Annotated in this window: 11 protein-coding genes; 4 read left to right on the top strand and 7 right to left on the bottom strand. The window is 33.2% G+C overall.

Translation table 11 applies throughout. The annotated features are described in order from the left end of the window. Positions 1 to 197: 197 nt before the first annotated feature. The 4 genes from thrS (at position 198) to rplT (ending at position 3463) form a co-directional block, all read left to right on the top strand. Entirely contained in the window at positions 198 to 2135 is a 1938-nt protein-coding gene (gene thrS, locus OS188_RS13160) for a threonine--tRNA ligase (RefSeq protein ID WP_267149312.1), read from the top strand. A 31-nt stretch (positions 2136 to 2166) separates the two neighbouring features. Further along, entirely contained in the window at positions 2167 to 2721 is a 555-nt protein-coding gene (gene infC / locus OS188_RS13155; RefSeq protein ID WP_267149315.1) for a translation initiation factor IF-3, read from the top strand. Between the two features lie 54 nt (positions 2722 to 2775). Beyond that, positions 2776 to 2973 (top strand): 50S ribosomal protein L35, encoded by a 198-nt coding sequence (gene rpmI, locus OS188_RS13150; protein WP_267149311.1) that lies wholly within the window; start codon positions 2776 to 2778, stop codon positions 2971 to 2973. Between the two features lie 145 nt (positions 2974 to 3118). Beyond that, a complete protein-coding gene (gene rplT, locus OS188_RS13145; RefSeq protein WP_267149310.1) occupies positions 3119 to 3463 on the top strand; it encodes a 50S ribosomal protein L20 in 345 nt (114 codons plus the stop codon). Between the two features lie 551 nt (positions 3464 to 4014). On the opposite strand, the gene OS188_RS13140 is transcribed toward rplT, so the two are convergent. The 7 genes from OS188_RS13140 to tgt form a co-directional block, all read right to left on the bottom strand. Further along, positions 4015 to 5199: an asparagine synthetase B gene (locus OS188_RS13140; RefSeq protein ID WP_267149314.1), complete on the bottom strand. Its 1185-nt coding sequence runs from the start codon at positions 5197 to 5199 to the stop codon at positions 4015 to 4017. 127 nt (positions 5200 to 5326) lie between these two features. Next, positions 5327 to 6358 (bottom strand): AI-2E family transporter, encoded by a 1032-nt coding sequence (locus OS188_RS13135; protein ID WP_267149309.1) that lies wholly within the window; start codon positions 6356 to 6358, stop codon positions 5327 to 5329. Positions 6359 to 6397: 39 nt separating this feature from the next. Then, on the bottom strand, positions 6398 to 7939 hold the full coding sequence (dnaB, locus tag OS188_RS13130; protein ID WP_267149308.1) for a replicative DNA helicase: 1542 nt from the start codon (positions 7937 to 7939) through the stop codon (positions 6398 to 6400). Between the two features lie 167 nt (positions 7940 to 8106). Then, positions 8107 to 9060, bottom strand: a complete 954-nt coding sequence (locus tag OS188_RS13125) for an acetyl-CoA carboxylase carboxyltransferase subunit alpha (protein WP_267149307.1) — start codon at positions 9058 to 9060, stop codon at positions 8107 to 8109. Positions 9061 to 9196: 136 nt separating this feature from the next. Continuing rightward, positions 9197 to 10111, bottom strand: a complete 915-nt coding sequence (locus OS188_RS13120; protein ID WP_267149306.1) for a DMT family transporter — start codon at positions 10109 to 10111, stop codon at positions 9197 to 9199. Further along, complete coding sequence (locus OS188_RS13115) at positions 10098 to 11174, bottom strand: LptF/LptG family permease (protein ID WP_267149305.1); 1077 nt, start codon at positions 11172 to 11174, stop codon at positions 10098 to 10100. The genes OS188_RS13120 and OS188_RS13115 overlap by 14 nt, the downstream gene beginning before the upstream one ends. An 80-nt stretch (positions 11175 to 11254) precedes the next feature. Then, positions 11255 to 12385 carry a tRNA guanosine(34) transglycosylase Tgt gene (tgt, locus tag OS188_RS13110; protein WP_267149304.1) on the bottom strand — a complete coding sequence of 377 codons (1131 nt, stop codon included), beginning with the start codon at positions 12383 to 12385 and terminating at the stop codon, positions 11255 to 11257. Positions 12386 to 12617 lie beyond the last annotated feature (232 nt).

Raw genomic sequence — 12617 nt, 5'->3', positions numbered from 1 at the left:
AAATAATCACATAGATAAAGTAGAAAAGTAAAAACCTATAAAAAAAAGTTCCAAACAATACCAAAACGAAAGGCAAAATCACGGTAGGGATGGTTTTACTCAACCATATATAATATGATATAATTATTGAGCTAACATTGTATGTAAATTTTTATACTATTATATTTGTATCCTTATTTTTAATACACATATATATAATGATACAGATTACTTTGCCAGATGGTAGTATAAAGTCGTTCGAAAAAAACACGACAGCCATGACGGTTGCGAAAAGCATTAGTGAAGGTTTTGCTAGAAATGTTATTTCAGCTAAATTTAACGATACCGTTATTGAAACCAGTACGCCATTAACCACTGACGGATCATTAATTCTATATACATGGAAAGATGACGAAGGAAAAAAAGCATTTTGGCATTCGTCTGCACATATATTAGCTCAGGCTATAGAAGAATTATATCCTGAGGCCAAGCTTTGGGTTGGACCGGCAATTGATAATGGTTTTTATTATGATATTGATTTAGGAGACGATTTTATTTCGGATAAAGATTTTAAGCAAATTGAAAAAAAGATGCTTGAAATTGCTAGAGGAAAGCATGAGTTTAAAATGCGTGAAGTTTCGAAACTAGAAGCACTATCCTATTATAAAGGAAAGAACAACTATAAACTTGATTTAATAGGAAATCTAGAAGATGGTACTATTACGTTCTGTGATCATGATACTTTTACAGATTTGTGTCGTGGAGGCCACATTCCAAATACAGGAATTGTTAAAGCAGTAAAAATATTAAGTGTTGCAGGAGCTTATTGGAAAGGAGACGAAAACAATAAACAATTAACACGTGTTTATGGAATTTCGTTTCCAAAACAAAAAGAACTTACCGAGTATTTAGAATTACTTGAAGAGGCTAAGAAAAGAGACCACAGAAAATTAGGTAAAGAATTAGAACTATTTACTTTTTCGCAAAAAGTTGGTCAAGGTTTACCTTTGTGGTTACCTAAAGGAGCAGCATTAAGAGAGCGTTTAGAGACTTTTTTAAAGAAGGCTCAAAAGAAAGCCGGTTACGAAATGGTAGCTACCCCACATATTGGCCAGAAGGAATTATATGTTACCTCAGGACATTATGCTAAATATGGAGAGGATAGTTTTCAACCTATAAAGACACCAAAAGAAGGCGAAGAGTTCTTATTAAAACCAATGAACTGCCCACATCATTGCGAAATATACAATGCCTCTCAGTGGTCTTACAAAGATTTACCAAAACGTTTTGCTGAATTTGGTACCGTATATAGATACGAGCAAAGTGGTGAGCTTCATGGATTAACTCGTGTAAGAGGTTTTACTCAAGATGATGCTCATATATTCTGTACTGCGGATCAATTAGACAAAGAGTTTAAAGATGTTATTGATTTAGTTCTTTACGTTTTTGGTTCTTTAGGTTTTGAAAACTTTACAGCTCAAGTGTCTTTAAGAGATCCTGAAACTCCTGAAAAATACATTGGAAGTGTTGAAAACTGGGAGAAAGCAGAGCAAGCAATTATAAATGCTGCCAATGATAAAAATTTGGATTATGTGATAGAAACTGGTGAAGCCGCCTTTTACGGTCCAAAATTAGACTTTATGGTAAAAGATGCTCTTGGAAGACAATGGCAATTAGGAACCATACAGGTAGATTACAATTTACCAGAGCGTTTTGAATTAACATATAAAGGAAGTGATAATGAGTTGCATAGACCCATTATGATTCATCGAGCCCCTTTTGGAAGTATGGAACGATTTATAGCTATTTTACTAGAGCATACGGGAGGAAATTTCCCACTTTGGTTGATACCAGACCAAGTAATTGTACTATCAATTAGTGAAAAATATGAAAAATACGCGAAAAAAGTTTTTAATGTGTTAGAAAATAACGAAATTCGCGCCTTGATTGATAATAGAAATGAAACCATGGGGAAGAAAATTCGGGATGCCGAAATGAAAAAGATCCCATTTATGGTTATAGTTGGTGAAAATGAAGAACAAGAAAACAAAATTTCAGTTCGTCAACATGGTGGAGAAGATCTTGGCATGATTACTGTTGAAGATTTAAGCCAAATTATTAATCAAGAAATTGAGAAAACATTAAAAACATTTTAAATAAAATAAGTTTAACTAAAATTATAAAGCCATAGCAATACGTAGAAGAAAACAAGTTTCGAGACGAGTAAGTCAAGAAGATCAGCACAGAATTAATTCTAAAATTAGGACTGAAAAAGTGCGTTTAGTAGGTGACAATGTTGAAGTTGGAGTTTACCCAACTAAAGAAGCACTTGCCATAGCTGACGAACAAGGTTTAGATTTAGTAGAAATTTCACCTAAAGCTGATCCGCCTGTCTGTAAAGTTATGGATTATAAAAAGTTTCTTTACGAACAAAAGAAACGAGAAAAAGCTTTAAAATCTAAAGCTAGTAAAGTTGTAGTTAAGGAGATTCGTTTTGGACCACAAACCGATGATCATGATTATGAGTTTAAAAAGAAACATGCAGAGAAGTTTTTAAAAGAAGGCGCAAAATTGAAAGCGTTTGTATTCTTTAAAGGACGATCTATTGTTTTTAAAGAACAAGGGCAAATATTATTACTAAGATTAGCTCAAGATTTAGAAGAGCTAGGTAAGGTAGAACAAATGCCTAAATTGGAAGGTAAACGTATGACAATGTTTATTGCTCCAAAGAAATCGAAATAATTCCTGATTTACAGGTTGAAAATAATAAGTGAAATAATAAACTAGGAGAACAAGATGCCTAAAATGAAAACCAAATCTAGTGCCAAAAAACGTTTTAAACTAACTGGTACTGGTAAAATTAAAAGAAAGCACGCTTTTAAGAGTCATATCTTAACAAAGAAATCTAAGAAGCGTAAGCTTGCCTTAACTAAAATGACTTTAGTACATAAGGCAGATGAGAACAATATTAAAATCATGTTACGTTTAAAGTAATACGGTTTTAATCGGTTAAAATAAATTATAAACCCTGGAGTTAGGCTTGTTATTTAAATAGTGTAGATTTTAATTTACAATATCAAAATAATACCAAAGTGTCAAAAAATAAAATGACCGCCTACTACAAAAAACAATTAAAATTATGCCAAGATCAGTAAACTCTGTAGCAAAAAGAGCCAGAAGAAAAAAGGTTCTAAAACAAGCAAAAGGTTACTTCGGACGTCGTAAAAACGTTTGGACAGTAGCAAAAAATGCGGTTGATAAAGCGATGCAATACTCGTATAGAGACCGAAGAAACAAAAAGAGAACATTCCGTGCTTTATGGATTACGCGTATTAACGCTGGAGCCAGAGAACATGGTTTATCTTATTCTCAATTTATAGGGAAATTAAAAGCTAATGACATTGAATTAAACCGTAAGGTTTTAGCAGATTTAGCAATGAATCACCCTGAGGCTTTTAAAGCTGTAATAGAGAAAGTAAAATAAGGCGTTTCGCCTATTGTATAACATATTTCACTTATAAAAAAACCGATTCTTTTGAATCGGTTTTTTTTATTTAATTCCTTCCTCCTATGTTCTAACAAAACCTCAACACAATAAGACCAAGTATTAACTTTATTCTTAAATAAAAGCATCTCATTTTAAGATACTTGATTATCTGAGCTACTAATATGTGACATGATGTACCTAAAGGCACATTCCATATAAGAACAATCAAATCTACCGATATTTTGCCCCATACGGTACAAAACGCCTAATGGTAATTTCTATAATTACACAACTATCATGATTTACTAATGCAACAAATCCATATTCTAAAGGATTCTATTTTATTGAGATGGCTTTATCTAAACTCCTATTAACTGACAACAATAACTACCAACCTAATTTTTATCTTAGATAACTCAGATCATCAATAAAATCAGGGTAGTTTTAAATATGAACAATCAAATCTTCAACCTATATTTTGCCCCATATGGCACAAAACGCCTAAAGGTAATTTCTATAACTATGCACAAGACAAAAGGTGTCTTTAATTATGTTTTCTGCTTTTTCTTTCTAGCAGCAGGAAATAATACATTGTTTAAAATTAGTCTATAACCTGGAGAGGTAGGATATAAATCTAATTCAGTTTTTGGATCCCCTACTCTATGCGTATAATCTTCTGGATCATGTCCGCCATAAAATGTAAAAAAACCTTTCCCTTTAATTCCGTGAATATATTTAGCCTCGCCATTCGTTTTATTTTCACCCAAAACAAGCACATTAGACTTAATTTCATCTCTTGTAAAAGCCGTAGTTTGACCCATAAAACCTTTTACTAAGGCTGTATGGTTCTGACAAAGCATAGTTGGAATTGGATCCCATTTAGCTGAAAAATCCATAAGCGTAAAGTAATCGGTCATTTTTGGAATTTTCCTTTTGGGTGTCATATCTATAGATGAAAACTCATAGATAAGTGGGTTTCTTTCTAAAGTAAAATCTTTAAAAGCGAAGGTTTTATTATAATCTATTTTAGATTGGTAATTTGCCTCGCTAGGATCTCCATCAAACATAGGTTCGCATATATCTACTCCTTCTGCAGACAAAGCTATATCGAAACTATCTGTAGCGCTACACATTGCAAACATAAATCCTCCTCCTACAACATAATCTCTTATTTTTAAAGCAACTGCTAATTTAGCATCGGAGACTTTAGAGTATCCTAATTTATTGGCTAAGGATTCGGCTTGTTGTTTATCTTCAATATACCAAGCGGCTGTTCTGTAATTGGCATAAAACTTACCAAATTGTCCCGTAAAATCTTCATGATGTAGATGCAACCAATCGTATAAAACTAACGCATCGTTCAAGACATCTTCATCATAGATAGTTTCATAAGGAATTTCGGCATAGGTTAGAACCATAGTCACTGCATCGTCCCATGGGAGTTTTCCTTGAGGTGTATAAACAGCAATTTTTGGCGCTTTTTCCAGTACCACCGCTTCCATATTTTTGCTGGGGCTACTAATTTCGTCTAGAATAGATTCTGTTTTTGAATTAGATAAAACTTCGAATGAAACCCCACGAATTTGACATTCCCGACGTATGTCCTCTGAATCAGGTAATAGAAAAGAGCCTCCTTTATAATTTAATAGCCATTTGACTTTTAGTTGTTTTTCTAAAGTCCAATATGTAATACCGTAAGCTTTTAAATGGTTTTTCTGACTTTCGGCATCCATTGGAATTAGAATGTAAGAGGCAAAACTATTTACCCAGAACAATAAACTGATTATTAATGTTAACTTTTTCACAGTTGAAATATAATCAAAATAAATCCCTTTAAAATAGATTTAGGTAATTTTTAACCTAGCCCAATTCTTTGCCATTTGCAGATAACAGGTTAGCAATTACTTTGGTTGTCTTAAACTGCTCTAATATAATTTTAACGAATACTGTAATTGGAATTGCCATAATTAAGCCAGGAACTCCCCAGATAAACCCCCATAACATGAGCATAACTAAGACGGTAATAACGTTTAAAGAGAAAGATTTTCCCATAAAAATAGGCTCCAAAATGGTTCCAAAGAGAACTTGAACTCCTGTTATAGAAATAATAAAAAAGAATAATGTACTAGTTGGTTCTAACTCTATAAACGCAAAAGCGGAAAGCAAAACAACCGTAATTATTGAGCCTACCATTTGCACAAAGTTTATAATAAAAGCAAATAATCCCCAAAAAATAGGAAAACTTACATCGAAAAAGACACAAGCCAAGCCTGTTCCTATTCCAGTTGCTAAACTAACAAAGAACTTTACTTTTATAAACTTTATAAGGTCCTTCTCTATTTTAAAGAATGTTTTTAAAGAAGTATGTCTTTGTTTAAGGAGTGTACTTTGCAAAACCTTTTGAATGTTAATAGATTCTGCCAACCATAAAACCACAAAAAAGATAGTCATAAGTATCATGGTTACCGTCCTTCTTACAAAGTCTAAGGTGTTTCCAATATTGTCTTTTTGTACAAATTGTTGTAAAACATTCTGTTTATTGTCCATTTTGAAGCCAAAAGTATCTTGAATTACTAGAAGTAATTCATTCATTTTTTCTTCAGCTTTGACAAAAAAGTCTGAATCCGAATCTAAAATTTCCTGAGATGAAATATGTATTAATTCTACACCTATTTTTACTCCAGCTGAAATTAATAAAACAACCACTAGGATACTGATAGGTTTTGGAATATTCTTTTTGGCTAACCAACGCATAATAGGTAGGAATAGCAAAGCTATAAACATTGAAAACACTAAAGGAATAAATATAAACGAAAGTATTTTTAATAAATAAAATACTAAAGGAACAACTATAACTAGCAATAATAGGTTTGTGGTTCTTAACTTGTCCATAAGGCGATTACTTAATAAAAATAAATTGGAAATAAATATTTAGAACGGCACATCGTTATCTTCCTCTGGTGCTCCAAAAGCATCATTAGGAGTTGGGAAATTTGATGTTTTAAACGCATCGTCGTTAGCCGCAGCATTCATTTTAGAATGGAATTCCTGTCCAAACGGTGTATCAAAATCATCCAGATTATCAAATTTACCTAAATGTCCAACAAACTTCAATCGGATATTTTCTAAACCACCATTTCTGTGTTTCGCAATAATAAACTCTGCCTGTCCTTCGGTTGGCGATCTTTCATCGTCGTCCCATTCATCAATTTTATAATATTCTGGTCTATAAATAAAAGATACAATATCTGCATCCTGTTCAATAGCTCCAGACTCACGTAAATCTGATAGTAGTGGTCTTTTACTACCACCACGGGTTTCTACAGCACGCGATAATTGCGATAAGGCAATTACTGGAATACTTAATTCTTTAGCCAGGGCTTTTAAGTTTCTAGAAATTGTAGATATTTCCTGCTCTCTGTTTCCTCCACCTTTCTGACTTCCTCCAGCCGTCATTAATTGCAAATAATCTACAACAATTAATTTAATACCATGTTGAGAAGCCAGACGTCTCGCCTTTGCTCTTAAATCAAAAATAGAAAGTGATGGGGTATCGTCAATAAATAGAGGTGCTTTTTCTAGGCTTTTTACTTTGACATTTAATTGCTCCCATTCGTGTTTTTCTAATTTCCCTGTTCTAAGTTTTTCTGAAGACAGGCCTGTTTCACTAGAAATTAAACGCATAATTAATTGTACAGAAGCCATCTCTAAGGAGAAGAATGCCACAGGTATATTTTGTGTTACCGCTATATTTCTTGCCATAGAAAGCGTTAAAGCCGTCTTACCCATACCTGGACGAGCGGCTACAATTATTAAATCGCTTTCCTGCCATCCAGACGTTAACTTGTCTAATTTTGTAAAGCCTGAAGGAATACCACTTAAACCTTCCTTATTGGAAATTTCTTCAATTTTCTTTTTAGCTTGAATTACCAACTCTTGGGCTGTTTCACTGGATTTCTTAATATTTCCTTGAGTAACCTCGTATAATTTCGATTCAGCGCGATCTAGCAAATCAAAAACATCTTGGGTTTCATCGTAAGAGTCTTCTATTATTTCGCTAGAAATTTTAATCAAACTACGTTGGATGAATTTTTGAAGAATAATACGCGCATGAAACTCAATATGGGCAGAAGATGACACTTTTTGAGTTAAAGAAATAAGGTAGAAATCGCCACCCACCATATCCAGCTTTAAATTCTTTTTTAATTGACTAGAAACGGTTAATAAGTCTACTGGCTCACTATTTTCAAACAACTGAAAAATAGCATCAAAGATATGCTGATGCGCTTCTTTATAGAATGCTTCCGGGCTTAAAATATCGATTACTTCATCGACACCTTTTTTATCAATCATCATTGCTCCAAGCACAACCTCTTCTAAATCAACGGCTTGAGGTGGTATTTTCCCGCGTTCTAGATTAATAAGAGTGCTTTTATCTACTGGATATCCTTTTATTTGATTTGGTTGCTTCATGTTTACGAAAGTAGCTAAATTGAACAGATTAATGATGTGAAAATTGGTTTTGATTGTCCACCATAAGTTAACAATTTAACTGTTAATAACTTAAATATATTGTTGATAAGCATAAAAAAATCTGAAATAAGACATTTCAGATTTATGTTTTATAGGTTTTAAAAGTCTTAACCTTTATAAACTCCCATTCCCATATATTTTTCCATGCGATTATTTACTAAATCTTTTGGTGATAAGTTTTTCAGCTCTTCAAAAGTTTTCACAATGGCATTTTTTACCGCCAAATATGTTTTCTCTCTATCGCTATGTGCACCACCAAGCGGTTCTTTTATAATTTCGTCTACAATGCCTTGTTTCTTCATGTCTTTTGCAGTTAGTTTTAAGGCATCTGCAGCTTGTTCTTTATACTCCCAGCTTCTCCATAAAATAGAAGAACAAGATTCCGGAGAGATCACAGAGTACCAGGTATTTTCTAACATCATTACCTTATCTCCTACTCCAATCCCTAAAGCTCCACCAGAAGCACCTTCTCCAATAACTATGGTAATAATTGGCACTTTTAGTCTGGTCATTTCCAAGATGTTTCTAGCAATAGCTTCACCTTGTCCACGTTCTTCAGCTTCTAAGCCCGGATAAGCTCCTGGCGTATCTAATAGAGTAACTACGGGAATTCCAAACTTTTCGGCAGACTTCATTAAGCGCAAGGCTTTTCTATAACCTTCTGGGTTTGCCATTCCAAAGTTTCTATATTGTCTAGTTTTGGTATTGTAACCTTTTTGTTGTCCAATAAACATATAAGATTGATCTCCAATTTTACCCAGACCACCAATCATGGCTTTATCATCTTTAAATCCTCTATCTCCATGCAGTTCCACAAAGCTGTCTCCACACAAGGCATGAATATAATCTGAGGTGTATGGGCGACTTGGGTGACGAGACATCTGTACACGTTGCCAAGGAGTTAAATTCTTATATATTTCTTTTTTAGTGGCAATTAGCTTATTTTCTATTTGCTTACAGGTTTCAGAAACATCTACTTCACTTTCCGTACCTATAATCTCACACTTTTGCAATTGCTCTTCAAGTTCTTTTATAGGGAGTTCAAAATCTAAATATTCCATGGGAAATTATAGTTTGTTTTAATTAGCGTACAAAATTACATATTTTATTTTGTTTTAATTTTAGAATTAAAACTAAATACTCGGTAAATTTAGTCAAAAGGATTTAAATAGTTGTATCTCCTTAACTTTAAAAATATTACTGGGAGTTCTTTTGAAGTAATTTTCTAGATTTTCTCTTTTTTTGATTTTCTAAAACCCCATTTAGCATTACTACACTAATAATAATTGCTGCTCCTATATAAAAAGACGTACTCATAATTTCATTTTCTGGAAAGAATATTAACGCCAAAATAATACCGTATATAGGTTCAAGATTAAAAGTTAATACCACCGTATATGGGCTAATATGTCTCATAACATACACCGAAGCGATAAAGGCATATGCCGTACAAACAGAGGCCAGAATAAATAGATAACCAAAATCTGAGAGACTTAATACAAAGAATTCTTTAGAAAAACCATTACCAAAAAGCAGCATAAACAGACTAATAAAAAGCACGCCACTTATAAACTCGTAAACAGAAATAACAGTTGCTGTATGTTTTTCTAGGAACTTTCCATTTAAAACGGCGAAGGTGGAAGATAGAAAAGCTGAAATAATTCCAAGGATAATACCATTTAAGTATTTGAACTCACTATTAGTTATAATAACCACTCCGACAATAATAAGCAATCCAAAAATAATTTCGTACCATATTATTTTTCGTTTATAAATAATAGGTTCTATTAGAGATGCAAAAAATGCACCCGTAGAAAACATGGCTAAGGTGATAGAAATATTTGAAACTTTTATAGACTCAAAAAAGGTAATCCAATGTAAAGCGATAACAATTCCAGCAAATGCTAGTTTTGCCACAGACTTTAATGGAATTTTAATATTGATCTTAGCAACAGCAACAAAGCCAAGCATTAAAATAGTTGCCATTAGCATTCTATACCACACCAGTGGCACGGCGTCAATACTAATTAATTCTCCTAAAACGGCTGTAAATCCTGCTATAAATACCAGAAGATGTAAGTGCAGGTAGTTTTTTAATTTATCGTTTTGCATTATAAAGAAGGTAGGCTGCTAGCACCCCAAAAATAATATTAGGAAACCAAACTGCCACTAGAGGAGAGAAGTCTGATTGTGAGGCCAAAACCCCAAATATTTTATCGAAAAAGACAAAAACCATGGCTATACAAATACCAAAAGCCAGGTTTACTCCCATTCCTCCCCGACGTTTAATAGACGATACCGCTACCGCGATAATAGTTAAAATAAACACAGAAACAGGCAAACTCCATTTTCTATATTTTACCAATTTATAGCGGTTAATATAAGACGAGCCTCTTTTTTCTTCCTTTTCAATAAACTTATTCAACTCGCCATAAGGCAGAGTTTCGGCAATATAAACTACTGGTGTTAAATCTTCTAAATCGAAAGGAAAAATTGTGTCTTTTCGTCGTGCCACTTCGATAATATCTTCTCTTTCTCCTATATAGCGTTTTGTATATTCGGATAAACGATAAGTCGAGTCTTTCTCAATATATTTTATAATATTGGCACTTATTTTATAAGACATTTTATCGTCTACAATATGTTCTAAAGTAAAATCTCTACCAATTTTTTGACGGACATCGAAGCTACTCACATAAATATAATCGTGATCATTAATTTGCCGATAGACGTTTTGATTATCGAGTGCATCATTTTTATTCTTAAGATATTTATAATTAAAATCGTTGAAGCCATTACTTGCATTTGGAGCTAAATACATTCCCAGAACCAGCGCTAATATGGCAACAAAAGTAGCTCCAATCATATAAGGTCTTAAAAACCTTGAAAAGGAAACCCCAGAGCTTAAAAAGGCGATTACTTCTGTATTATTTGCCAATTTTGAAGTAAACCAAATAACCGAAAGGAATAAAAACAGTGGAAATAACAGATGTGCAAAATAAATAGTGAAATCTAAAAAGTAGATTAGCACTTCTCCTAAAGGTACTTCGTTTTCAAGAATTTTACCAATCTTCTCAGCTAAATGAACGGTTATTCCAATAGGGATAAACAACAATAACATGATGAAGAATGTAAACAAATAACGTTTTAATATGTACCAATCAAGTATTTTCATTCGCTATAAACCTTTTTATATAAAAGGAATGTCTCTATTTATTTTTAGTATTTAAGTTACAAAAGACTAATTTCTAAAGATTATAATCTTTTATCCATTTGCTTTACCATCATATCTTTCCAGGTTCTAAAATCTCCCGCTAAGATATGTTTTCTCGCTTCACGAACCAACCACATATAAAACCCTAAATTGTGTATGGTAGCAATTTGTGCACCTAGCCTTTCATTAACGGTAAATAAGTGTCGTAAATAAGCTTTGGTGTAATCTGTATCCACAAAAGTAATTCCCATTTCGTCCACTGGAGAAAAGTCGTCTGCCCATTTCAGGTTTTTAATATTAATGGTTCCATGTGCTGTAAAAAGCATCCCGTTTCTCGCATTTCTAGTTGGCATCACACAGTCAAACATATCTACCCCTAATGCAATATTTTCCAAAATATTAATTGGAGTTCCAACGCCCATTAAATAGCGTGGTTTATCTTCGGGTAAAATACTAGTTACCACTTCTGTCATGGCATACATTTCTTCTGCTGGTTCCCCTACAGATAAGCCACCAATAGCATTTCCTTCTGCTCCTGTATTTGCTATATATTCAGCAGACTGTTTTCTTAAATCCTTATACGTACTTCCTTGAACTATTGGAAAAAATGTCTGACTATAGTCGTATTTAAACGGTGTTTTCTCTAAATGGTTAATACATCTATCCAACCATCTATGCGTCATGTGCATAGAGCGTTTGGCGTAATGGTAGTCGCAAGGATACGGTGTACACTCATCGAAAGCCATGATGATATCGGCACCAATGGTTCTTTGAATATCCATAACATTCTCTGGAGTAAAGAAGTGGTAACTACCGTCTATATGCGATTTAAACTTAACCCCTTCTTCTTTTATTTTCCTATTTGCAGAAAGTGAATAGACTTGATACCCACCAGAATCCGTAAGAATGTTTCTATCCCAATTCATAAATTTATGTAATCCACCAGCTTTTTCAAGAATTTTTGTCTGAGGTCTTAAATATAAATGATAGGTATTTCCTAGAATTATATCTGGGTTTATATCGTTCTTTAATTCGCGTTGATGCACTCCTTTAACGGAAGCTACCGTCCCAACCGGCATAAAAATAGGGGTTTCAATTTTACCGTGATCGGTTGTAATCTCTCCTGCTCTAGCACTAGATTGTGCATCTTTTCCTTTTAATTTGAATATCATGTTCTTATTTCATCAAGTGGCAAATATAAATAACATAAGCCTATAGATTCTTAAACATTTAATAAATTTAAATGCTTTTTCTAAAAGAAATTAAAAACTGTTTCCTGTTACAAACACTCCTTTACTATCAATTTTTGAGTTTTATTTATTATAGTTAGATTTTGCAACAGCTATTTTTAAAAAAAATTAAAGTGCTTCGGCGCTAATCAGCATTCATTTTTAAGTTCAATTT

The sequence above is a fragment of the Xanthomarina sp. F1114 genome (genome assembly GCF_026410255.1).
GTDB lineage: Bacteria > Bacteroidota > Bacteroidia > Flavobacteriales > Flavobacteriaceae > Xanthomarina.
This window is presented reverse-complemented; position numbering and strand designations above follow the sequence as displayed.

Coding starts and splice junctions, on each gene's coding strand:
- thrS (WP_267149312.1), top strand. CDS start 198: ATGATACAGATTACTTTGCCAGATGGTAGTATAAAGTCGTTCGAAAAA.
- rpmI (WP_267149311.1), top strand. CDS start 2,776: ATGCCTAAAATGAAAACCAAATCTAGTGCCAAAAAACGTTTTAAACTA.
- rplT (WP_267149310.1), top strand. CDS start 3,119: ATGCCAAGATCAGTAAACTCTGTAGCAAAAAGAGCCAGAAGAAAAAAG.
- OS188_RS13140 (WP_267149314.1), bottom strand. CDS start 5,199: ATGGATGCCGAAAGTCAGAAAAACCATTTAAAAGCTTACGGTATTACA.
- OS188_RS13135 (WP_267149309.1), bottom strand. CDS start 6,358: ATGGACAAGTTAAGAACCACAAACCTATTATTGCTAGTTATAGTTGTT.
- dnaB (WP_267149308.1), bottom strand. CDS start 7,939: ATGAAGCAACCAAATCAAATAAAAGGATATCCAGTAGATAAAAGCACT.
- OS188_RS13125 (WP_267149307.1), bottom strand. CDS start 9,060: ATGGAATATTTAGATTTTGAACTCCCTATAAAAGAACTTGAAGAGCAA.
- OS188_RS13120 (WP_267149306.1), bottom strand. CDS start 10,111: ATGCAAAACGATAAATTAAAAAACTACCTGCACTTACATCTTCTGGTA.
- OS188_RS13115 (WP_267149305.1), bottom strand. CDS start 11,174: ATGAAAATACTTGATTGGTACATATTAAAACGTTATTTGTTTACATTC.
- tgt (WP_267149304.1), bottom strand. CDS start 12,385: ATGATATTCAAATTAAAAGGAAAAGATGCACAATCTAGTGCTAGAGCA.